The following is a 23,184-nucleotide window of genomic DNA, read 5'->3' on the forward strand; positions in this document are numbered from 1 at the left end:
TTTTTACCCCTCCACACTTGCTTTTTGATACATATTAATTAGTAAAATTGCGCATAAACCGAAGATCGCCGCACCCAACACGGGAATACCGCTGAATTGAATTAAGAAATAGCCAATGAAGAACCATGGCAGCAGTTCTTTTTTTCCTATAACGAACATTGTTAACGCAAATCCTAATGCTGGTAATAATCCGCCAGCTACAGAGAAGCCATGTGTTAACCATTCAGGAACGCTTTCCATAAAGCTGTTCACAGCATCCGCACCATAGTAATTAGCTAAAAATGGAATCGGAAAACGAAGAATCAAGTTCAAAATCGTCGGATAAACATTATTACACAGCATAATTTGTCTAGTGTTTCCTTCTTCGGCATAACGGTCAGCCATGTGAACGAACGTTACATTCAATGTCTTTCTCAGCTGATCAATAAAGACACCCATCACACCCACAGGTACAGCGATCGCAATCGCCAGCTCCGTCGATAAGCCAGAATGAAGAGCGATTGGAATAGCAATTAAGCCAGCCAAGCAATCATCCGCTGGTAAATTCGATCCAGCTGCCACCAGTCCAATATAGAGAATTTGGACCGCAGCACCGATGATGATTGCCTGCCTCAAATCGCCCATAATGATCCCAATAAAAAGTGCAGAAAACAAAGGCTGCCGTATTGCGTGTGTGATACCATACCCAACGTCAGTTTTCATGATCCAATAATAAATACCTGTAAAAATACTAACCCCTAACATACTCTCAACCCACTTTCTTACTTGCTTTTTCTAAGCTTAATTTTGGTTCCTCCGGTGTAACCTGGAACGTTACCTCAGCACCTTGTTCTTGGACAAAAGTTAAATTGGCAATGTCTGTCTTATCAACAGAGATTCCTTTAACAACGGATGTTCTGCCATTACCGCTGCCTAGTCCGCCAACCTGTACCTGCTTAAATGCCACTCCCTTCTCAACTACCTCACGGACATCCTCTATATTTTTAAACAATACAAGAATTTTTCCGGAATCAAATTTCCCATCCTTCACTCCTTGAACGAACTGATCCTTTGAGATCACATCCACCTGCATCCCTGGTGGAGCTGCTATCACATAGATGTCCGCCATAAATTCATCGGCCGCTAATTCATCATTGACAACGACTATCGATTTCACATCGGTCAGCTTGCTCCATTTCGTAATAACCTGACCGTGAATCAATCGAAAATCAATCCGTACTAATCGAATTCCCTCCATCATCTCTCTGCCTTCCTTTCTTTCATGATTTTTTTTACATCCTTGATTCCTTCCCTCGCACTCTTCATAAGCTTCTCTTCTAATCCGTCATAACTTCCCTGCATTCTTGCCATCTCCGCCTCAATCAGCATTGGCAGATTCACACCGGATAAGACAATCACGTTGTCTTCTAAAGAAAACCGTGCTGCAACATTACAAGGAGTTCCTCCAAACAAATCAGCAAGAAGAATATACTGATCGAAATCAGACTGTAAAAGCGTTTCCAATTCTGACTTTAATTCCATTGGTTCTTTTTCAGCCTCTAACGAAATCGAAAAGACATCCTTCAACTCGCCTAAAATAAGTTCTCCCGAAGCAATCAGTTCCTTCCCAAAGCTGCCGTGTGTCATTAATACAATCGCTGTTCTCATCTTCATTTCCCTTCTATCCTCGTGATTTTCCTCCAGTGACATTAATGATCGTACCTGTAATGTACGATGAATGATCCGATTGTAGGTAGCTGACAAGATCAGCCACTTCTTGAAGCCTTCCGATTCTACCTAAAGGAATGATCTTTGTGTAATCGCCTTTGATCTCGCCTGATTGAATCCCACGCGTATAAGCCAGCTTTTCCATGTGCTTTTGATTCCCCATAGGAGTCGGTTCATTGATGCCTGGCGCTACTCCGATCACTCGAATATTAAATTGCCCCAGTTCCTTGGCCCAAGAAAGTGTGAAAGAATTCACCGCTCCTTTAGTAGCAGAATACCCGCTTTGACCCTTAGAGCCCTCCATTCCAGCCTCAGAAGAAATATTGACAATCACACCGCTTTTTTGTCTTACCATTTCACGCGCCGCTGCTTGAGAAATTAAAAAGAGCCCTTTTTGATTAACCTGATACATGATATCTAATTCCTCTTCGCTCATTTCACGTCTAGAATCCTGATGATAATAATCCACCAAAAGATTCGGACGATTGGCCCCGGCATTATTGACCAGCCCATCGATACGTCCAAATTTTTCTACTGCCATCTCAATACATTTCTCCGCATCAGTCTTTTTCGTAATATCACAGGGCACAAATAGAACGCTATCATTTAAGGTCTGTTCCTCATTCTCCACAAGATCAGCGATGACTACTTTTGCTCCGTTATCTAATAAATTACGAACAATATTCTCACCGATCCCCATACTACCTCCAGTAACTACAATTACCTTTTGCGACAAATCAAGCCAGTTTCCACTCATAATTTTCCTCCTCACTACTTGTAGAGACATCATTACGTCACTACATCGTTATACTGTGTATTATAGAGAAAAAGATTCATTTGTCAACGCTTTCTTTTAGATTACTTTAAATAATTTTGCCTTTAACAGTAAATTTTGATATTATCTTAAGTTGTAATGATGTCATGATTAATGTAGTAATACGAAGAAAGGATAACGATATGGAAGCAATAGATAAAAGTAGTCCTCTTCCCTTATATTTTCAGGTAAAAGAGGACATTGAAAAGAAAATTAAAGAGGAAGTCTATATAGAAGGAGAGGCACTGCCTTCAGAAATCGCTCTAATAGATCAATATAACGTGAGTCGTACTACTATTCGGCAAGCTGTAGAGCAGCTAGTGAATGATGGACTCCTTGAAAGAAGGCGTGGTAAAGGAACATTTGTAAAAAAAAGAGAGGTATTTTCTTGGGATGTTTCAGAATTACGTAGCTTCAATGATGTCGCTCAAAAGAAACAATTTTCTACAAGTACGGAGGTATTATCGATTGAAATCGTAGAGAGTGACGAGATTGTTCGCCGCATTTTTAAAGATAAATATACTCATTTTTATCATTTAGAACGATTACGTTTTGTCGAAAACCAACCCTCAGAAATAGTTACTACCTATGTTCCTACTTCTGTCGCATCAAATTTAGATAAGTTTGACTTTTCAAAGATTTCTTTATTTGATATTTTGCGTGAAACTTATCATATTGATATTTCTTATGCTGAAAAAAAATTTACAGCAATCAATTGTTCCAGTGAAGATGCTAAGGTTTTGAACATAAGAAAAAATGACGCGCTACAGCTAGTAGAAACCGTCACCTTCGACAGTTCGGATAATCCGATCGAATATTCTATCGCTCGTGATAAGGGATTAATTTCTACATTTAAGGTTACGTTTAAAAAGTAGGACGCTTTAATCTTAGAAGATGTGTTTATTGAGTAGGTTATTTAAAATACACAAAAAGAGCGACCGAAGTTCTCCTCGTGGAATTTCGGTCGCTATCTTATTTAGGAATTCAACATGCAACTCCAACTGGATTGAACAGAACAAATACGAAATTATCCCTACTTCACAAACGGAGCAACTTCCTCAGTCAATTCCTCAAAATCCAACTGATTAACTTCTTCGATCTGCAGGATCATTTCCTTTGGCAGCTGGGGATTCATCCCACCGCAGATCGCAGCACTGATAGCGCCGATCGTGTCGGTATCCCAGCCCAGAGAGGCGCTTAGTTGGGCGGCTTTTAATGGATCGCCTTTGGCTAATTCGACGATGACAAAGGCGCTTGGGATGGTTTCGATGGTTTCCATGCCGGTCCCGATTTCTTCGTATAGTCGTTTTAGGATGACGGCTTCGTCGGCTTCCTGACGCAGGATCTTGCGTGCCTGATTCATGCGGAAGGTCAGGGAAGCCGCTGGAAAATCGTGTCCGTATTCTTTGGCGGCATTAATCGCGTCAAAAGCCACGGACCAGATTTTTTCGATTGAATGTCCCCCGCGAACTGTGTAGCTGATCGCGGCTGCCACCGCACTTGCGCCGGCGATGGCGATTTTGGTGTTATGGGTTGGTAGGCAGATTTCCGCAACATTTTTTACTAGTGTCGGCAAGTCACGGTAATCGCTAATCAATCCAATCGGAGCAATTTTCATAGATGCCCCGTTGGTTGTTCCTGTGACACCCGTCTCTTCGATCGGCACGCCTTGAGCGATTTTATCCAAAGCTTTCAACGTTGATGGACCAGAAACAAAGGCGGAAACACCTGAATTGTCGTTCCATTCCCGCAGCTCCGCAACATAGTCCGCCACCCGAATCTGCCCGTAGTTTTTCTTGATCATGGATAGGATCATCAGCACGTTTAGCGTATCATCGGTGATCGCTCCTGCCGCTAATTTTCGTCCAAAGACATCGTTTTCGTTGGATGCGATTAATTCGGTTACGCCATCAGGAAAATTCTGACGGATTTTTTCCTGTGACCAGCATTCTGTCGGCATCCCCATCGCATCACCTAATGCACCGGCGGCGAGTACGCCCCAAATCTTTTCTCTCACTTAATTTACCTCCGCTAAGTTGATTGCTTCTGCTTGATTGTTGAAAGGAATAACGGTCATGACCTTGTCGTTGAGCTTCACATGCCCTTCCTGCTGACTAAGCACATCTAGAAATTGATCAGAATTCGTAACCGTCACAAAGGACTCAATCGAATAACCCGCTTCAGCAACCTTTTCCAAATCTACTTCTAGAATTTTCTCACATTGAACAACAGATTGTCCTTTTTCTACCAATGGTTTAAAACCTCGGCCTTCTAATTCCACCGTATCAATCCCGATATGGATCAATACTTCAATTCCTGTGTCGCTAACTATTCCAATGGCGTGCCCGCTTGGAAAAACAGTTTCTACCGTACCAGTGACTGGTGAAACCACCTCGCCCTTTTCTGGAACAATCACAAAGCCGCTGCCTAATGCTTTTGACGCAAAGCTTGGATCAGCCGCCTGTTCGATCGGCTTAATTTCTCCTGTTAATGGTGAAACCAACACTTCAGATTTTACGAGACTTTTTTCTTCTGGATCGACGATATCTTCTTCTTTTTTAAAGGTCATATAGGTTAACACGAACGGCACCGCCGCGGTCGCGATTGAGGCAATAACTGCGATGATGACGCCATTCATACTGCCGCTTTTTGGATCGATAAACGCCGCAAAGCCTAGAATCCCAAAGGACATCGCGTACATTTTTGTCGAGGTCAGCGCTAAGATTAATGACCCCACCGCACCGCCAAGCATTGAGAAGGCAAAGCGTTTCTTGACAGGTAAACTAAAGCCGTAGATCGCCGGTTCAATGATACAGAACAAGCCCGATACCATCACTGGAATCGCCAAGGCCTTTTGATCCTTCGAGCGCGTCCGTAAAAAGACCGCCAATACAACGGCAGTTTGCGCAAAGTTGGCAGTAAAGGACATTGGGAAAATGTAATCCACGCCCGATTGCGCCAAGTTTGTAATCCCGATCGCTGAAATCGGCCAATGCAACCCAAAAATAACCAATGGTTGATAGAGCAACGCTACGACTAACGAAGTCACAACAGGTGAAATGCCATATAACCCTGATACGCCTGCACTGATCAATGAGCTAAGAACATTCGTCACCGGACCAACCACCAAAATTGCTAAAGGAACCGTGATCAGGATTGTTAAGAACGAATTCACGTTGTGAGCAATCACTGCTGGCACGACCTTTTTCAGCCATTTTTCTACCTTTGAACCAACATAGACGATAAAGATGATGGGAATGACGGTGTATTGATAGCCATTCGCCGGAAACAGAATCGGAATCCCAAAGAAGGTGTTAAAGACCGGTGTCTGGAACAGCGTCCCCTTGAACAACGTATACAGCGCATCGCCGCTCGTCAGACCTGTCATCAACTCCGGAATCAGCAGCGTAGCTCCAAGCATCATCCCCACAAACGGGTTCATCTTGAAGGCCTTCGCACTCGTGTAGCCTAGTGTGACAGGTAAAAAGTAAAAGACCGCCTGCCCCATCGCGTGCAAAATAATATACGCGCCATCGTTAACTGACAAAACATTCGTCGCCGTCAATAAAGCCAAAATCCCCTGCAGCAAACCAGAAGCCGTTAAAATTCCTAAAACTGGCGTGATCACTTTGGTAATCGTGTCAACTAACGTACTGACTAACCCCTTTTTCTCTTCTTCAGCCGCAACTGTTTTTCCATTCAGCTGTTCTTGAACCACTTGAAAAATATCCGCCACATTTGTCCCGACAACTACTTGAAACCGTCCGCTGGCAAATTGCGCACTCATGACATCCGGCGATTTCACCACTTCCTCACGCTGGACCAACGAATCATCCTTCAAGGTAAAACGCAGTCGCGTCATACAATGCGTGACGCTTAACACATTTTCCTTTCCCCCGACCTTTTCCAAAATAAATGACACCAAGCTTTGATACTTATCCATGTTGCTTCCCCCTTTTTTGGCATATAAAAAAGGCAACACTCAAACAAGAGACTCTTCATCCCTTGCTTGGGTGTTGCCTGCATAATCAGTTACAATCCCGTTTATTTAATTAGCCGCTGGACATGGAGAATCAAGTACATCTCCTCCTCCGGATAAATCCGACAAGCCAGCTTCTCTTGTAAATATTGCTTAATGATCCCGACACTTTCCGTCGCCTTCGGATAAAACTGAACCACCTGTTCATACATCTCCGGCACCGCTTCCTGTCTCGGTTCATTTATTATGACACGTTGAATAAAGAATTTCAAGTGGGTAACGAAACGAACATAATTCAGCGATTCCGTATCCAGCTCAATCCCTAAACCATCCTCAACGATCAAGACCACCTTCTGCAGCATCTCCGTCGTCAATAACGTCTGAGCCGTATCATTGTTCAAACCGCCATTAATAAAGTGAAGCGCGATAAACCCCGCCTCATCCTCATTCAGCTCGATCCCCTCATAATAACTGATCTGCTCCAGCGCCTTCATGCCCGCCGCAAATTCCTTCGGATAAAACTTCTTGATCTCCAATAACAAGGCATTTTGAATCGTTTCACCATTCCGAAACCGATTCACCGCATAATTAATGTGATCCGCCAACCCAATATAGGTATTCCCATCAAACGTCCGCTCCAGCTCCGCTTCCGCAGCCTTGACGATCACCGTCACCATCTCCAGCCGATTGATCGGGACTTCTTCGATCAATTGCACAAACCGATCCGCCACATTCGGAGAATCCACCACGAACGTCTTTTCGATCTTATCCTTCTCAACCGTCTCGCCAACCCGTTTCCGAAAGGCGATCCCTCTGCCGATCAAGATCCGCTCCAGACCCTTCGTATCAATCACCAAGACCACATTGTTGTTAAAAATCTTCTTAATTCTCAGCAAGCTCTCTCCCCATCCTCCGCCTCAGCAAACTTTCATAAGCTATGATACGGGTTCTTTGGGGAAAGTCAAGGAGAGATAAGATGAAATAGGGTATCAAAACCATTGAAAAAAGCTGTTAAAATGAACGATACTCGTCATTCTAACAGCTTTTAGTAGGATAAATTAAATCATATCCTCTTCAAAATAATCACTATCGATTCGAAATTGTTTGTAGACCTTCGCTACTTCAATACCGACACCATATTGCATCATAAGATCAGTTAGCTTAATTCCGTCAATCAAGACAATTCCTTGGCTTTTAGCAAACTCTTGCGCACCTTTAGCAAAACTAGAAGTGGTAATAAACACTCCACGATCAGCATTTACACCTGCTAATGCACCGTAAAAAGATTGTATCGCTGGACGTCCTACTGTATTTCCATCCTTATATCGTTTTGCCTGAATGTAAACAGTGCTCGTTCCCAATGGATCTTGATTAATAATCCCGTCGATTCCACCATCGTTACTCTGAGTGGTCACTTTGGCGTCTCCATTTTTACCGCTATATCCCATTGCTACAAGTAGATCAACAACTAACTTCTCAAAAAATGAAGGCTCAACCTGACGAACTTTGTTCAAAAGTTCAATGGCTACCTCATTATTTTGATTATTTATGATACTCTCCACCTGAATCTCTTTTTCGTCTGCTTCTGGAATAGAAATCTTGTTTCCAATCCGCTCATTTCGAATGTCCAACTCTTTTTTATATTCTTTAAAAGCAGGCAATTCTTCTAACATTTTCTTAGTAAGTTTATCTCCATGCTTATCTAACATAGCAAGTCCAGATTCAGTAATCCTATAAACACCACGTCTTGGTCTTTGAACTAAGCCAGAAATGTACAGACTACTTAATGCCCATCCAAATCGATCAATCAAAATACTGTCTTTATGTGGAGTATCTGGATAATTTTCTTCTAATAAATCTTCAGGAATTTGAAGAAACTTTACTACACGTTTGATAATTGACTTTTTATGGAATTCACCGCCATCTTTTATGGCTTCCAAGACATAAGGTAGCAAGGAATCATTTGTAGGAATACCATTCGCTGATTTCTTCAACTTTTGCCAATCTCTATTCATAGACTACAACTCCCTATCTCAACTCATCTTCCAATGGTATCAATTCTTCATCAAGAACTCCCCGCCATGCACGTTTCATCTCTTGTGGATATTTGAATGGCTTAGCATCTGGATGTAGCAATTTATACCCTTCAAAGTTCTTACTTTCAATAATACCTTTTTTATTTGGAATCTGATCTTCACCGATGATATATTGTACTCTTGATGATTGAAGTTCATCGCCTGAGACAAACCATTCTTCAGCAAATTGACCAACAATTTGATCTATCGCTTGAGTAAAGTAATGACGTTTTACCACAAAAATATCTTCATTTGGCTCAATTTGATCTTCATCAAATGCATTCAAAATCTGCCGATACACGTCTTTGACACACTCTGTCTTGTTTAATTTTTTCAAAGCTTTTTCAATTTCTTCACGAACGTCTGGGCTATTCGCAGCATAGGTTCCCAAAAGTTGGTCAATGTATGAAGAGTCAATATCGTATAATTTGATCGAATTGTCACTGTAAAATTCGATTGTTGAAAAATCAGGCGAATCAACTCCGACAGGTGGTTCCTCCATCAATGATCCTTTAACAGTCTGATAGACACCTACTTGTTCTTCCAAAATAGAAACTTGATTCTTCAGAGCGTCCGAACTTACGATATCCTCATTGTACTCATCATAAGTAACCAACGCTTCGTAAGAGTTATTCATTTCCTGAAAGGCTTTGACATAATCCACACGTGTCTCTAATGGTGTATCTTCACTAATTCCAGGCACAATCGTGAATTCTTGTAGCTTTCGATAGGCTTTTTTGAAACGTTTTTTTGATTCGTTATACGTTGGATAGATTAGAGAAGATTCTTCATTAGATTTAGAATAAAGTATGGTTGCATCTTCGACATTCTTTTCCATCGTGTTGGGTTTTCTAAAGGTCACAATCAACCCTTTCGTCTTTTCTGGATAGGTTCGATTGGTACGAGAAAATGCTTGAATCAAGCCAGCATATTCCAAATTCCGATCAACGAATAACGTCTGAATTGTCGGTGCATCAAATCCGGTTAACAACCGATCTACCACAATGACTAAATCAATGTGCCTGCCGAACTGTTTAAACTCTGCCTTTTTTCTAGCTAAACGATTATTAATATCGCCATTATACCGTTCAATCTCCGCTAAATTCCAAGCAGTACCGTAATAAGCATTATACTCACTGATAATTCCTTGCATTTCAGCTTGTTGTTCTTTGGCATTATCCGTATTTTCATCTAAGGAATACGTGATGGCTATTCGTGGAAATTCTGGATCATCCATTGTCCGACCTTCGCGAATCGGTTGGTTCGGAAACTCTCGTTTCATCCAATCCGAGTCTTTTGTCATTTCCTTAATTGCTCGATAATATTTTTTCGCCATCTGAATGGAACTTGTTGTTAGAATGGCTGATTTTGTTGGACGACCATTTCGAAAATCAAATTTCGTATACGCATTATTTGGACGGAAAATTTTATGAATAACTTTTTGAATGTGCTCATCATTTTCATAAATCACTGGTTCAATGTAACTTTCTTTTTTTATTGGATTCATATTATCAACGATTAGATTGATTTGTTCAGGAGAATAATCCATGTACTTTTCAACTTTACTTAATTCGTTGTGAACCTTATTATCCAGTGAAGTCGTTTCGATCGTATTTTCATGTTCTACCTGAAACCCTAATACAGAACCATCTTCTAGAGCATTTTTGATGGTGTAAGTGTGTAGTACCTCGCCATATTGATCAGTCGTTGTCCGTGCTAATTGTCCTTTTGCTTGCTTTTTATTCACTTCAAAAATCGGTGTACCGGTAAAACCAAACCAAGTCGATTGTGGGAAGAAACCCTTGATTTCTTCCATATTTTCAGCACTTAATGCGCGATGACATTCATCAACAACAAAAACAATATGTTGTCCCATCAATTTTTTATAACGATTTGTTCCGTTCTTTTCTTCTTGTTTCTTAGCATATTTCAACGCAGCATCTAATTTTTGACGCGTCGTCACAATCACGACATTCGCATTGGCATCGGCTAAGAGCGTATCGCCTAGTTCTTTCGCACTACCTGTTCCAACAATCAAGCTATTCGATTTGGCATTTCCAGAAGAGATACCTGTATTATATTCAGAAGCAAATTTGGTAAATTCGCTAGTAGTCTGACTATCTAAATCTTTTCTATCAACTAGCATAATTGTACGATCGATCCCAGTTTTTCGAGCCAATAGTTTTGTTGAAACAAAACTCGTCAGTGTTTTTCCTGAACCTGTCGCATGCCAAACATACCCCGATTGATGTTTATTCGCCGCGGTAAACAATGCCTCAATTGCATGTATCTGATAGGGATGAAGTACCATCAATACTTTGTTATCTTGATCCTCACTGACAATCGTGTAATCTGCAATTAACCGATGCGCTTTGGGAATATTCAGTACTTGTTTACAAAACTCATATAAGTTCTCAACTTTTTTATTATCTGTTGTCCGCCAACTGAATAGGAATTTCTTATGCATATCTTTCGGCATCGCGTTAGCAAAATAACGGGTCGTTTGTTCATTCGAAATCACAAATAATTGCAGTGTCGAAAAAATGTTATTTCGGAACATCCCTTCTTCCGCATACTTCTTGATTTGATTGAAGGCTTGATATACACCATCTTTGGCTGTCGTTTGTTTCAATTCAATCTGAACAATCGGTAACCCATTAATTAACAATGTTACATCGAAACGACGATCTCGCGCATCTGCACTACTGCCTTGCTTCGCAATTTGATTCACTACTTCATATGTAGAGAGTCCGCCACCAATATCTTGATTGGAGTAAATTATTGGTGAAATTGAACCTAAACTAGCTTGTTCACGCTCAATCGTAATCCGAGCAATGCCATTCTCACCCTTTAACCATTTCGCCGCATCAAAAGGCGTCTGAGTCCGCAATAAAATTTCCGTCTTAATCGTTTCAAACTCTTTATCCGTAAGCGGATGTTCGCCAATTTCAGATAAATTATTCTGAACAACTTTCTGACGTAAATTTCGCCAAAGATCATCTTCGGATTTCAACTCAGAACGATACGTCCACTGATTATGACCTTCACCTAGGACATCAATTAAATGACGTTCCACTTCTACTTCTTCTCGATGAGGAATTTTCATCATGACACCTCCTAGACAAATAGTTTCTGTAAGAATGCTTTTTTGGTTAGTTGAAGAAGTTCAAGTTCACGTTGGTGGAGAATGATCGTGTCATCCAGTTGTTTGAAGAAATTACCGATTATTTTTTGTTCACTACAACTAGGAAATTTATACATTAGTTTTTTAAAATCAACTGTTGTAAAACTTGCTTGGTTTACTGCGGGTTTTGTTATTGTCTTTATATCCAACTTGTAACGATAAGTTTGTGTAAGTGCTAACCAAAAATATGCATCATAGTTTTCTTTAGTTCGTGCTCTAAGAATGTTTGTTGTATAGATGGTATTTCTTTTTGGCTCCGTTTCAACAATCGTCGTTGTTCCCATTTTTGCTTCGCTATTAATAAAGTTAATTAAAATGTCTTTTTTGTAAATAAAATAATTCTCGGTATTTGCTCCTTGAGGATCATCAGCATACCAAAACTTGACGTCTTTTTCCATGTTAAGCTGACCTTCATTAATATTATTTGCTCTAACAACAGGTAAACCAATGTCTTCATTTGAGAGCATTCTTGAAAGACCACTTTTCAAATCTTCAAGGGTCTCACCTAACGTATGATATTCCCAATTGTCAGTAAAACTTGGAAAACGTACTTCTGGTACCTTCTCTCCTTCTTTTGGAAACATTTTTTGCAAAAAACCTTTTTTCGTTTGTTTTAGCGTAGTGAGTTCTTGCTGATGAAGAGCGATGGATTCATCAATTTCTTCTAATAGTACGCCTATTTTTTTCTGTTCTTCAAAACTTGGTAAAGGAATGGGCATTTCATAGAAAGTTTCTGGATGAATCCGTTTTGCTTTTCTCGAACCATTAGCTAAATTTCCTTGATATTTATAAAATTTTTCAAGTGATACAAACTCTAAAAAAAATTTGGAGTCCATTCCATTACTAATATCAAATGCTGGAGAGTCCAATGTGGATTCAAAACCATCTAATTCTTTTGGAACAATACCAAATGCCTGATTAAGAAAATCTAATTTTCCATACATGAACTGACCTGATTTCCGAACATAATACTGAGTAGCTGTACTTCCCTGATACGCTTCTTCTTTAGGAATAATCCCCTTCCTCCAAAGCTTCACAGTTAATTTTTTTGCTATGCTGCCATTAGAGCCTTTGATCCTACTTTCTTTAAGAAACTCTCCAACCTTACGCTGTTTCCATTCTTCTTCAAATCCCCAAAATCTTACCTCCGGCTGCTTTTCATTTCTCATATTCGAACACCTCTAATGCACTTTTTAACCATTCCTCGTTTTCTGGACCGGTCTTTAAAGTAGAAATTGTTTCAAACAAACTCTTTTCTAACTCTTGTTTTTCTTCACGAATCTTCTTGATCTCTTTTCCAACACTAACCATGTCAACAGGCTTTTCATCTTCAAAAGTATCAACATAGCGTGGGATGTTTAAGTTGTAGTCATTTTCTTTGATTTCATCAAAACTTGCTAAATGAGCAAATTTTTCAATATCTTTTCGTTCAATAAAAGCTGAAACGATTTTCTCAATATTTTCTTTAGAGAGTTTATTTTGATTCTTCCCCTTAATAAAATCACTGCTAGCATCAATAAATAGGACATCGCGCGTCGTTCGGTTTTTCTTCAAGATAATTACAGTGGTTGGAATTGAAGTCCCAAAAAATAGATTAGCTGGCATGCCGATGACTGCGTAAATACTACCATCTTCCAATAATTTCTGACGAATCGTACCTTCTGCTGCACCACGGAACAATACCCCATGAGGCAAGACGATCGCCATTGTTCCAGTTTCTTTTAAGTGATAGTAACCATGTAATAAGAAAGCAAAATCGGCTTTTGATTTTGGTGCTAATTTTCCATAGCGATTAAACCGAGAATCATCTAAAAATGAAGTATCTGCTGACCATTTTGCTGAATACGGTGGATTCATTACAACTGAATCAAAAGTATACGGTTCATCTGTCGGCCAATCTTTGTTCAATGTATCCCCATTACGTAAGCTCATATCTTCCGAATCAACGCCATGTAAGATCAAGTTCATCTTCGCTAAATTAAACGTTGTTGTATTCAATTCTTGTCCATGAAATTTTACATTTTCTGGATAAGTTAAATATTTACGTACATTTAGCATTAGTGACCCAGAACCCATCGTTGGGTCAAACACGCTAAATAGCTTTTTGTCTTTTTGATCGATAGTAACAATTTGCGCCATCATATCTGATACCATGCTAGGCGTATAGAATTCCCCTGCCTTTTTTCCAGCTTCTGAGGCGAACTGACTGATTAGAAATTCATAGGCATCCCCGATAACGTCTCCGTCGTGTCCTATCACATCCACATCGTTTAATTTCTTCAAAACATCAGTAATCGTTACATTACGTTGTTGGTCATCTGAACCTAGTTTTTTCGACTGCAAATCCACATCGTCAAATAAGCCATTGAACTGGTCATATTTTGAAGACAAATCCACAAAGGATTTGTTTAGATCATTTAATTGAAAAATATTTTGTTTTGCTTGATCTGCTAATACATTGAATAAATACATTGGATCAATATCGTAACCCAAGGTGTCAACGATTGTTGCAATCAAATCTTCTTTGGAATCTTCATCAGACAATAGCTCTTTATACAGAGTTGTCTGCTTTTCTGGTGTATCATATTTCTCTAATGATTCGTCGGCTAATAGCACAACTTGTTGTAATAATTTATCAGAAAGGTATTTGTAGAAAATCAATCCTAGTAGATAGTTTTTATATTCTGATGCATCCATTTTGCTGCGAAGATTATCCGCCGCACTAAATAAACGTTGATTTAATTCTGCGCCCATTTATATACTCCCTTTTTAAATAAAATTCAATTATTTGCGTACTTTATTATTCTACCATTTTGGGTTAACAAACTCATTGGTAAAATGAAAACTAATGGATCATGGTAAATGCCTAATAAATCGGTACCTATAAAATATTTCCACCTTCATCTATACTTGAGCTATCAAGTGAAACGGAGGTGTTTTTTTGAAAAACATAAATGATATCGTTCCTATTCAACTTCACGATCAATCGAGAACGGCTCGTGATCAGAGAAAAAACAGTACCGCAAAAATTGCCCTGCGTATCCGTCAGAAGGATGGTTCTGAAGTTTTGATCTATAATGGCGTAAACAGCTATATCCTCTCGGCGATCCTTAAGGAGTTGGGATAAGATGTTTCTCGATTTTACCAAAGTAGAAAAAATCTTTCTCGTAACTGGTAAGACAGATCTTCGCAAAGGAATTGACGGACTTGCTAGGATTATCCAACAAGACTATGAGCTGGATGTTTACGAAGATGCCATCTTTCTTTTTTGCGGCAATCGCTGTGATCGATTTAAATTGCTCTACTGGCATAACGATGGCTTTTTTCTGGGATACAAACGAATTGAAAACGGTCGACTGCAATGGCCGAGAAAAAAGGAAGAAGTTCGCCAACTGTCTGTGCAACAGATTCACTGGCTACTTGAGGGATTAAGTATTCACCAACCCAAAGCAATCAAGGCTGGGACAAAAGGATTCTTTTAAACAGAGTGAAATCGTTGATTTTATGCGGTTTTCTCTGTTTTTTGATGCGTCTAAATGGTATAATAATAACAGTAGTAACAATGAAAATGGTGGTGAATTTCTTGTCCTTACAAACAAATTCTTCTTCTAACAATAACGTCGAAGTAGATGTGAATATCCTACTTCAACTCCTTGAATCTCAGACAGAAACAATCAAAGAACTCCAGCATGCGAATCAAGCATTGAACCAAGAGGTTCATCTTCTCAATGAGAAATTGAGCTATTTTACGGATCGTTTTTTTGGTCGTTCCAAAGAAACACTGGATTCACAAGTGACTGGTCAGTTAAACCTATTTTCTGATGAGGTTGAAGATAGTAAGGCCGTTCCCCAAACAGAAGAAGGACAAGAAACAATGGTAAAAGGACACAAAAGAAAAATCGGTCAAAAAGCGGCGAAGATCGCCTATCTTCCCTTAAAAGAAAGACACCATGAATTGTCAACTGAGCAACGAATCTGTGACCAATGCGGCACTCAAATGACCGACATTGGCACAACCAAGATTCGCGAAGAGGTGCTTTTCCATCAAGCCATGTTAGATCGGCTCGTTCATTACCAACATACGTATTGTTGCAAAGAATGCGAAAAGGCAGATGTTTCTTCCTATAAAAAAGCTCCTGTTCCAAGACCTGTCGTTTCCAATAGTTTAGGGTCAAACAGCGTGATTGCCGAAACCATCCGATTGAAGTTTGGTCAAAAAGTACCTGCCAATCGGCAGGAAAGTTATTGGCAAGAAACATTGGGTCTGGATATTTCCCGAGATAACATCACCAACTGGCATATCAAAGTTTGTCATAACGCCTTAGACAGTTTAGCCCAACGATTAAAAAGTCATTTAACCCAAGAGGAAATCCTTCACGCCGATGAAACCACGTATCGGGTCATTGAGAAGGGCAAGAAAGACACGCATTACTGGCTATTCAGCACAGGAAAGCATAGTACACATCCAATCGTATATTACCATCACGCAGTATCGCGAGCTGGCGAAGTGCCAAAGCAATTTCTAGCAGATTTCAACGGGTATCTGCATTGTGATGGTTACGCAGGCTATAACGCGGTGGAAAATGTCACACTCGTTTATTGTTTGGCTCATGCACGTCGGAAGTTTTTTGAAGCTCTTCCAAAGAACAATAAAAACGAGGAAACGCCTGCTTGGATCGCTGTCAAAATGATCGATATCTGGTTCCAATTGGAACGAGAGTGGGTCGACTTATCCGTTGAAGATCGGCAGAAAAAACGCCGGGATTATTTAACCCCTCTATTCATCAATTTCTATGAATGGCTGGGCTCCTTTACAGCAGTTCCAAAATCCAAACTAGATACAGCGGTCAAGTATGCGCTAAAGTTGCGTGGAGGATTTGAGCGGATTTTTGAGGATGGACGCTTGGAACTTAGTAATAACTTAGCAGAGCGCCAGATAAAAGAGCTGGTAATCGGTCGCAAGAATTCTATGCATTCGTGCAGTTTGGAAGGTGCTCGAACTTCGGGAATCATTCTAAGCGTGTATCGAACAGCTGAAGTAAATGGGCTGAATCCAGTGAGCTATTTGGAATTTCTATTTGATCGCATTCCTAATCTAGCGCATGTTTCTAATGAAGCGTTGGATGAGCTTTTGCCTTGGCAGCCTCTCGCACAAGCAACGTGCGCCAAACAGTACGCAAAAACAACCAAATAACTTAAGTCCATTATAGGGCTTAGGTTATTTGGTGTGTAGGTACTTGGTGATTGGGCATTTACGGATCATGGTTAATAAGTTGATAAAGTACATTACAAAAAGACGAACCGATTTTTCAGTCGTTTCGCCTCCAATGATAAGAAACTAATTAATCAAATTTCTTTTGACTATTTATACATTCTACAATCGATGTTACTTCACTCCAATTGGAAATTGTAAAATCTGGTTTAATATTTTGTTTGTTCATTTGATTTTTCAGTTTTTTTTCTTTTTCAAAATCTTCTTCAGTCCAATGTGATATTTTAACTAATTTTTAATAATTTACCGAATTATCTTTACTTAACTTAACTAGTACCGAATGGATTCCTAAAGAATTTGCCATGAAAATATCCTTTGTTAAACTATCACCTATATACAATATTTCTTTCGGATTTAGTCGTTCAATTTTGCAAATATTTTTAAGTACGTTAATATCTGGTTTAGAAAATTTTTGTGGAATTACCTTTTCATTTATTGAATAACTAATTTGTGCTCCTGAATCCGCTACGTAAATTCTACTAAAATATTGGTCCAAATCTAGTTTTCTTAACCTATAATAACCGTTTTCCAAAGCTGATTCCGTAAAAGCAATCAATTTAATATCCATTGAAATTAACCTCTCCAATGTTGACTTAACATTAGGAAAGGCCACTAAATTGTGCTTTCTATAACTGTTAAAGGCATAGTATGAAGAATTCAATTTTTTATCTAACACTTCGTTAGAAATATCCCCGAATTTCTTCTTAATTGAAGGAAGTTGACGAGTAACATAAGGTATCTCGGTTCCTCCCAATCTTTGATGTACTTCCTTGTATTCTGCAATTAGAGTATCAGTATCTATACTTGTAATTTTAGATAGTTCTTCAACCATTCTAAAAAATGCTGGAACAAAAAAACCAACCCAATCATAAAGTGTACCATCTAAATCAGTAATTACCGCTTTTTCATATCCACACCTACAGTTCAATTTTATAAATATTTTTAGGGGCCTTCTTCCTTTGAACATTTTCAGAACTAACTTCATAAATTTTTATCTCAATATTTTCTTTATTTACCTCTAATAAGCCATATACATTAGGTTCTGAACCTCTTTCAACTTGAGCAACACCAACACTTCCAATCCCTATTACAGAAAATTCAACCTTTTCATTTTCATTTTTTTGTCTAATTTGTTTTGAATAGAAATCTTTATGTGTGTGACCATGAAGTACAGCCTTAACATCGAATTCTATTACCAATTTTTCAATCATTTTTTCAGAATCTAATACTAAAGAATGCATTCTATCAAAGTCAGGTTTTTCAACCGCGACTGGCATGATATGTTGATGAATAACAATTATTCTATTTGGCTTACCGAATTTTTTTTCAAAATTTATTAGTTCTTTAGAAATTTGTCTAATTTGATCGTCGCCAATATATCCCATACCTTGAAATCTGCCTCTATATTGCTGCAAAGCTAAACTATTAATCCCGATTATTTCTAGCGGTACGAAATCTTTAGTAATAAATCGCCTTATAGAATATAAATGCTCATTAGGAATTTCTTCAAAATATCTTTCACAAAACTCTAAATATTCTTTTTTTCCATTGTCTGTCAATTCTTAAATTTTAGGATTTTTTTCATCGTCTTTTACTTCTTCTAACAGATCTCCTTGTAAAAATAATTGGTTAATCTCATTTTCAATTTGATCGTATTCTTTCTCACTAGGATTAATACTATTATCTGAAAAATTTTTTCCGAAAAAGCTCCTATATTTCATACTAATTCCTTTAATTAATCTTTGGGTTTCAAAATTTTGCCTTTCTTCAAATTTTAAGTCATGATTTCCTGGAATGATTAAAGATTGTTCTTTTTCTAATCCAAACTCTGCATTAAGTTTATTTAGAAATTTGAATGCCTGATCAAACTCCTCTTTATCCACAGTGTAGGCCAAATCCCCTGACACTATGATTGCCCCAATATCAATTTTCTTTTGAATTAACCTTAAGGACTTTAGCAGTACAGTTTGAAGATCATTCCTATCTGCTGGTTTTTGTGAAAATGCATGTTTTTTATGACCATTTCCTGAAGAAAAATGAATATCTGACAACCATATTAAAAATTTTGATTTAATTAACTGTGGTTCCTGATCCACTAAATTTTTAGTATTGCCTTTGAACTGATTAAAAACTAACTTCTCATTATTATCATTCTTTTTTTTTGGTCGAGCAAACCAAATAGTTCGATCTTGGTATTGTAATTCATCTAAACCAGCAATGACTTTATCATCCAATTTTGATAATTGATCTTTCAGTTTTTCATTCGCCAAAGTTGATTTAGTCAAATAATAAGAATATCTACATAATTCTGTTTCGGGGTTGTTAACTTCAATAATCTTTTCATTAAACTTATACCAAGCAAAAAAATGCGTGTCATTGTAGTACTTGGGAGTTAGTTCTTTGTCAGGGCTTTCAATTCTTTCTCCATTTGTACTAAAAATAATTTCCTCACATTTAGTTTTGAATAATTTTTTGTTACCAGTATCAAACAGATATACAACTATTGAATCGCTTTCCTTTTTCAATTTATTAAAATACAAAAACTGTTCTAAAGGAATCTTTTCATCTTTTTTGCCCACCATCCCCACCAAACATTTTTTGAATCTTGGATTATTTTATTGTGCTCAAAAATAGTACTTCCATTATCACCTATTAAATCCCTAAATCTTAAAATCATAATACTTTTCTTTTCCATTCATTGTACCTCCCTATTTTTTAATTGTTAATCAATAACGTTTTGTCCCATTTTCGTCTTATATAAAGTACTTTTATCTTTTACGAAATATTTCATATAAAATATTTTGCATTTTTTAGCCAGCATCCTCACAAAGAAATAAAAGAAGTATGTAGCGTAAACTAACACAACACACTTCATCGTTTTTAATCCGTCTGATCTTTACTTTTGTTCACTATCAACCTTTTACCAACCAATTATATATTTTTTCAACAAATTTATAATCTTCCTCTTTGACACTGGTATAAACATGAGAATTTTCATTTCGAATAGTAGATAACTTTGCCATCCATTTAGTCTTCTCAGTTTTTTTACCATTTCTTCCTTTCTCCTCAGGTAATGTGTATTTTTCAGAGAAAAGATCCTGCCAATTTCCAAGAGCTATCTCTCTAAAGTGGATGAAATGAAGGCATGTCCAAGGATCTGTTGCTTGGTCTTTAGGTTTACCGAAATCTTTATCCGAGGCAAGTTGGTTGGCTTTATCGTAGACTGATTTTGGTAGTCCCAAATTGAACCAGTCTTCTCCATATTTAGACTCTAACCTCGCTTTGAAATCATCTCTCATGAACAACTCTATCCTCATTATGTAGGAATAGGTGATCTCATTAAATCTAGTATCATTGTCTTTCCAGTATTCATCTAAGCCTTTTGGAGAAAAATCAGGATATACTTTTTTTATTTCTCGTTGTAGGGTTCTCCAATATAATTGTTTTCCTCCACTACCATATGTCTTTTTTATTTTAGTTCTTTCTTGTTCATCAACATTTTTGTAGAACTTTATAATGACATCTAAATAAGGTTTTACCGTTTCAACAATTTCTTCATTATTCATATTTTTGAAATTGTATTCTTTTTCAGTAACTAAAAAGTTTACAATATCATTTGTGATCTTTATTAAGCTATATATGCCAGGATTAGTAATCAAAAAAGCTTTTGATCTATCTACCTCATTCCATTCAGTTTTTAAATTGCATTCAAAATATAGAAAAATACTTTTTAGGAACTTTAGAAGTATAACGGCCGTTTCATCGTTACTACCAGTATCTAGCGTTCCTTCTTTTATCAATTCGTTGTTTTTCTTCGCATATTGATCTAGAAAATCACTTTTATCTAGTGCTTGTTGGATTGTATCTAAAGTTATATTACATTTTTCAGTTGTAGCATTTTCTCCAACAATTATTCTCTGATATAACGGAGAATCTAAATCCTCTGCTAAATTCTGCGCTATTCTGGACCTTAAAGCAGTTTTTCTTTCAAATAAATATTCCGAAGCCCATAAAATATCGGAACTTAAAGTAGCTCTTAAATTTTTAGGAACAGCTTTCTGGTTCTCATTTATGTCCATAAAAAGTTTTATCTGCTCACTTTTTCCTAAATTCACAAAAGCAACAACTGGGATAGAATTTTTCTTAGCAAAGTCAGAGTTTGCATAGCCATATAATCTGTGTTGACCATCAATAATATATGCTGATCTATACAATTTAGGAAGATGAAGTATTCCAATTTTAGACACAGCACCAGAAACCTGCTTTTCTGAGTAATCGAAATTTATACTCTTATTTTCAATATTAATGATTAATGAGTTTGGAAAAAAGCCTCCATCTTCTACAAATTTCTGTATAGAATTCAATCTATTTCTCTTTACTATTCTTTGATACGTTGGCATCATTTGCCTATTCGCATTGTTTCGATGTAAAACATAACCCATTTTTAAGAGTTTTTCAGGTTCAATTGAAAATGAATAATATTTGTGATTACCCATTTTCCCTTCAATAGCTGGTATTTTATTGTCCATTTCAGGTATTTTTTGTCCTGAGAATAAGTACCCTAAAAGTTGAAATCTTGAAGCGCTTCCTAAATGTTTTGCTAACTCTTCATAGTATTTTATGCCCTCCTCATTAAAGTGAACAAGTTTTTTCTCCATGTAGGCAATATCTTGATCATTTAAAATAAGATTCTTAGTTATTAAGATAAAGGCACATTTTCTTTTCTTTCCATCTGCTAACCCTTGTACATAATTAATGAAATGTTTTTTATTGTCACAAATTTGCTTTATATCTTCCAACAAACTTGTTCTAGTCTGAGCGTGTTCTGAAAAACGGCAGAAAACAAACATTACAGTTTCATCATCAATAGCCAATACATCCACATTAGTATTTGCAATCTTGAAGGGGGCTTCATTCATTCTATCAAATCCTAGATCATGAAATAGTCTCCAAATCCTATTAATAAATATTTCTTTTTCAGGCTTCATTTTTTTTAACTTTGTAACTGTCTTAAATTTTCTTGCAATTTCCCAGCCATTTTCAGTGTATTCTTCAACATTATCGTGTTTTACACTATGAAAATCATACTCTTGATTCATTAGTCTTTTCTTTGAAGATAACTCTTTGTCAGAAACAATAATAATTTCCTCGCTACTTTCCAATTCTATCCCTCCCTGATATTTGTGAATACAAACTCTTTTACCTGTCCTCGACTAGCGTTTTTCCCTCCAATTGAACTTGCTCGAGAAAAATTATATCTGTAATCTCCTTCTTTATCGAAGATCTCAATAATAGTCTCGTGAGCAGCATTTGTCAGTATATAATATGCTCCAGAAGCCTTTATTTGATCTATAAATCTACTTAATCGATATTGATCTTCTATGGAAAAAAGCTTCTGATTGTACTTAATAAATCCATTCTCGTTATGAGAAACAGTATACGGCGGGTCCAACACAACTAAATCCCCTTCACTAATTTTCCTTACATTATCGGAAAAATCACCAAAGTGAATATTAGCTTTTTTAAGCCGTTTACTTACTGCATAAAAATTTTCCTCGTCAATGTTATAGTGGGTTTTAAAACCAAACGGTACATTATAATCTCCATTATTATTTACCCTGTAAATACCATTGAAAGATGTTTTATTTAAGTAAATAAATTTTGCAGCTTTAAAAAAAGGATCTTCTATTTTTTTACTTCTCATTTCATAGTAAAATTCTTCGTTGTTGTCGTATGATCTTAATTCTTCAACTAATCTATTAGGTTCTTTCTGTACAATTTTGTAAGCATTCATTAGCTCTTCATTTAGATCCGAAATATATATTTTCTCACGCGGATTCATTGAAAAAAAGATTGAACCTCCTCCTAAGAAAGGCTCGTAATAATTGTTATACTTTAAATTCTTAGTGATTTTATCTAAATATTTTATCAGCCAATTTTTCCCTCCAGCCCACCTTAAAAAAGGCTTCGCTACAATTTCTTCTTTTAAATTTTCCATTCTTTCACCCTAGTTTTTTCAATTTTAAAAAAATTCAATAGTATTTAACATGTCTTATTATACTATTATTCGTTAAAAAGAAAATGATTTATAAGAATTTTTATTACTATTATCTACTTTTAGATAGCACTTGTGCCTAAAAAAGTTATTTTATA

20 protein-coding genes and 1 pseudogene are annotated in these 23,184 nt (G+C 37.4%); 4 read left to right on the top strand and 17 right to left on the bottom strand.

Annotated features, from left to right (window positions below; all coding sequences use genetic code 11):
* Positions 1 to 3 precede the first annotated feature (3 nt).
* The 4 genes from IGI52_RS22625 to IGI52_RS22640 are packed head-to-tail and all read right to left on the bottom strand — an operon-like array spanning position 4 to position 2,464.
* Positions 4 to 744 (bottom strand): PTS mannose/fructose/sorbose/N-acetylgalactosamine transporter subunit IIC, encoded by a 741-nt coding sequence (locus tag IGI52_RS22625; protein ID WP_048718615.1) that lies wholly within the window; start codon positions 742 to 744, stop codon positions 4 to 6.
* 4 nt (positions 745 to 748) lie between these two features.
* Positions 749 to 1,240: a PTS system mannose/fructose/N-acetylgalactosamine-transporter subunit IIB gene (locus IGI52_RS22630; RefSeq protein ID WP_048718614.1), complete on the bottom strand. Its 492-nt coding sequence runs from the start codon at positions 1,238 to 1,240 to the stop codon at positions 749 to 751.
* Positions 1,237 to 1,647 (bottom strand): PTS sugar transporter subunit IIA, encoded by a 411-nt coding sequence (locus tag IGI52_RS22635; protein WP_438782463.1) that lies wholly within the window; start codon positions 1,645 to 1,647, stop codon positions 1,237 to 1,239. Before IGI52_RS22635 ends, IGI52_RS22630 begins: the two co-directional genes overlap by 4 nt.
* A 13-nt stretch (positions 1,648 to 1,660) precedes the next feature.
* Complete coding sequence (locus tag IGI52_RS22640; protein ID WP_070505171.1) at positions 1,661 to 2,464, bottom strand: SDR family oxidoreductase; 804 nt, start codon at positions 2,462 to 2,464, stop codon at positions 1,661 to 1,663.
* Between the two features lie 164 nt (positions 2,465 to 2,628).
* Between IGI52_RS22640 and IGI52_RS22645 the strand changes: the two genes are divergently transcribed.
* Entirely contained in the window at positions 2,629 to 3,396 is a 768-nt protein-coding gene (locus tag IGI52_RS22645; RefSeq protein WP_438782464.1) for a GntR family transcriptional regulator, read from the top strand.
* Positions 3,397 to 3,554: 158 nt separating this feature from the next.
* Here IGI52_RS22645 and IGI52_RS22650 read toward each other — a convergent pair whose 3' ends face one another.
* From IGI52_RS22650 to IGI52_RS22680, 7 genes are all read right to left on the bottom strand, one after another.
* Positions 3,555 to 4,538, bottom strand: coding sequence for an ADP-ribosylglycohydrolase family protein (locus tag IGI52_RS22650; RefSeq protein ID WP_438782465.1), 984 nt, complete (start codon positions 4,536 to 4,538; stop codon positions 3,555 to 3,557).
* Complete coding sequence (locus tag IGI52_RS22655) at positions 4,539 to 6,464, bottom strand: beta-glucoside-specific PTS transporter subunit IIABC (RefSeq protein ID WP_438782466.1); 1,926 nt, start codon at positions 6,462 to 6,464, stop codon at positions 4,539 to 4,541.
* 101 nt (positions 6,465 to 6,565) lie between these two features.
* Entirely contained in the window at positions 6,566 to 7,396 is an 831-nt protein-coding gene (licT, locus tag IGI52_RS22660) for a BglG family transcription antiterminator LicT (RefSeq protein WP_102873233.1), read from the bottom strand.
* A 162-nt stretch (positions 7,397 to 7,558) separates the two neighbouring features.
* Complete coding sequence (locus tag IGI52_RS22665) at positions 7,559 to 8,515, bottom strand: restriction endonuclease (RefSeq protein ID WP_438782467.1); 957 nt, start codon at positions 8,513 to 8,515, stop codon at positions 7,559 to 7,561.
* Between the two features lie 13 nt (positions 8,516 to 8,528).
* Positions 8,529 to 11,681: a type I restriction endonuclease subunit R gene (locus IGI52_RS22670; RefSeq protein WP_438782694.1), complete on the bottom strand. Its 3,153-nt coding sequence runs from the start codon at positions 11,679 to 11,681 to the stop codon at positions 8,529 to 8,531.
* A gap of 11 nt (positions 11,682 to 11,692) precedes the next feature.
* Positions 11,693 to 12,928, bottom strand: coding sequence for a restriction endonuclease subunit S (locus IGI52_RS22675; protein ID WP_438782468.1), 1,236 nt, complete (start codon positions 12,926 to 12,928; stop codon positions 11,693 to 11,695).
* Positions 12,918 to 14,513 (bottom strand): type I restriction-modification system subunit M, encoded by a 1,596-nt coding sequence (locus tag IGI52_RS22680; protein WP_438782469.1) that lies wholly within the window; start codon positions 14,511 to 14,513, stop codon positions 12,918 to 12,920. Before IGI52_RS22680 ends, IGI52_RS22675 begins: the two co-directional genes overlap by 11 nt.
* Positions 14,514 to 14,700: 187 nt before the next feature.
* On the opposite strand from IGI52_RS22680, the gene IGI52_RS22685 reads away from it, so the two are divergent.
* The 3 genes from IGI52_RS22685 to tnpC all read left to right on the top strand — a co-directional run bounded on the left by IGI52_RS22685 (position 14,701) and on the right by tnpC (position 16,953).
* On the top strand, positions 14,701 to 14,886 hold the full coding sequence (locus IGI52_RS22685) for a hypothetical protein (RefSeq protein WP_070557862.1): 186 nt from the start codon (positions 14,701 to 14,703) through the stop codon (positions 14,884 to 14,886).
* Between the two features lies 1 nt (position 14,887).
* The gene (gene tnpB, locus IGI52_RS22690; protein ID WP_070557861.1) at positions 14,888 to 15,241 is read left to right on the top strand and encodes an IS66 family insertion sequence element accessory protein TnpB; all 354 of its coding nucleotides are present in this window, start codon (positions 14,888 to 14,890) and stop codon (positions 15,239 to 15,241) included.
* A gap of 149 nt (positions 15,242 to 15,390) precedes the next feature.
* Entirely contained in the window at positions 15,391 to 16,953 is a 1,563-nt protein-coding gene (gene tnpC, locus IGI52_RS22695; protein WP_070557863.1) for an IS66 family transposase, read from the top strand.
* A gap of 313 nt (positions 16,954 to 17,266) precedes the next feature.
* On the opposite strand, the gene IGI52_RS22700 is transcribed toward tnpC, so the two are convergent.
* The 6 genes and pseudogenes from IGI52_RS22700 to IGI52_RS22725 all read right to left on the bottom strand — a co-directional run bounded on the left by IGI52_RS22700 (position 17,267) and on the right by IGI52_RS22725 (position 23,029).
* Positions 17,267 to 18,016, bottom strand: coding sequence for an HAD family hydrolase (locus IGI52_RS22700; protein ID WP_438782470.1), 750 nt, complete (start codon positions 18,014 to 18,016; stop codon positions 17,267 to 17,269).
* On the bottom strand, positions 17,949 to 18,590 hold the full coding sequence (locus tag IGI52_RS22705) for a metallophosphoesterase family protein (RefSeq protein WP_438782471.1): 642 nt from the start codon (positions 18,588 to 18,590) through the stop codon (positions 17,949 to 17,951). The genes IGI52_RS22700 and IGI52_RS22705 overlap by 68 nt, the downstream gene beginning before the upstream one ends.
* Before the next feature lie 3 nt (positions 18,591 to 18,593).
* A complete protein-coding gene (locus IGI52_RS22710; protein WP_438782695.1) occupies positions 18,594 to 19,127 on the bottom strand; it encodes a metallophosphoesterase family protein in 534 nt (177 codons plus the stop codon).
* Between the two features lie 99 nt (positions 19,128 to 19,226).
* A pseudogene (locus tag IGI52_RS22715) lies at positions 19,227 to 19,726 on the bottom strand (hypothetical protein); the annotation flags it as partial.
* 217 nt (positions 19,727 to 19,943) lie between these two features.
* Entirely contained in the window at positions 19,944 to 22,193 is a 2,250-nt protein-coding gene (locus IGI52_RS22720) for a DGQHR domain-containing protein (RefSeq protein WP_438782472.1), read from the bottom strand.
* A 2-nt stretch (positions 22,194 to 22,195) separates the two neighbouring features.
* Positions 22,196 to 23,029 carry a DNA adenine methylase gene (locus tag IGI52_RS22725; protein ID WP_438782473.1) on the bottom strand — a complete coding sequence of 278 codons (834 nt, stop codon included), beginning with the start codon at positions 23,027 to 23,029 and terminating at the stop codon, positions 22,196 to 22,198.
* Between the last annotated feature and the right edge of the window lie 155 nt (positions 23,030 to 23,184).

The sequence above is a fragment of the Enterococcus sp. DIV0187 genome (assembly GCF_051713785.1).
Taxonomy (GTDB): domain Bacteria; phylum Bacillota; class Bacilli; order Lactobacillales; family Enterococcaceae; genus Enterococcus_A; species Enterococcus_A avium.

Bases quoted from the DNA above. Each gene is read 5' to 3' on its own strand.
- IGI52_RS22670 (WP_438782694.1), bottom strand. From the start codon at position 11,681: ATGAAAATTCCTCATCGAGAAGAAGTAGAAGTGGAACGTCATTTAATT.
- IGI52_RS22725 (WP_438782473.1), bottom strand. From the start codon at position 23,029: ATGGAAAATTTAAAAGAAGAAATTGTAGCGAAGCCTTTTTTAAGGTGG.
- IGI52_RS22675 (WP_438782468.1), bottom strand. From the start codon at position 12,928: ATGAGAAATGAAAAGCAGCCGGAGGTAAGATTTTGGGGATTTGAAGAA.
- IGI52_RS22630 (WP_048718614.1), bottom strand. From the start codon at position 1,240: ATGATGGAGGGAATTCGATTAGTACGGATTGATTTTCGATTGATTCAC.
- IGI52_RS22655 (WP_438782466.1), bottom strand. From the start codon at position 6,464: ATGGATAAGTATCAAAGCTTGGTGTCATTTATTTTGGAAAAGGTCGGG.
- IGI52_RS22700 (WP_438782470.1), bottom strand. From the start codon at position 18,016: ATGAAGTTAGTTCTGAAAATGTTCAAAGGAAGAAGGCCCCTAAAAATA.
- IGI52_RS22625 (WP_048718615.1), bottom strand. From the start codon at position 744: ATGTTAGGGGTTAGTATTTTTACAGGTATTTATTATTGGATCATGAAA.
- IGI52_RS22645 (WP_438782464.1), top strand. From the start codon at position 2,629: ATGATTAATGTAGTAATACGAAGAAAGGATAACGATATGGAAGCAATA.
- IGI52_RS22680 (WP_438782469.1), bottom strand. From the start codon at position 14,513: ATGGGCGCAGAATTAAATCAACGTTTATTTAGTGCGGCGGATAATCTT.
- IGI52_RS22635 (WP_438782463.1), bottom strand. From the start codon at position 1,647: ATGAGAACAGCGATTGTATTAATGACACACGGCAGCTTTGGGAAGGAA.
- IGI52_RS22640 (WP_070505171.1), bottom strand. From the start codon at position 2,464: ATGAGTGGAAACTGGCTTGATTTGTCGCAAAAGGTAATTGTAGTTACT.
- tnpB (WP_070557861.1), top strand. From the start codon at position 14,888: ATGTTTCTCGATTTTACCAAAGTAGAAAAAATCTTTCTCGTAACTGGT.
- IGI52_RS22665 (WP_438782467.1), bottom strand. From the start codon at position 8,515: ATGAATAGAGATTGGCAAAAGTTGAAGAAATCAGCGAATGGTATTCCT.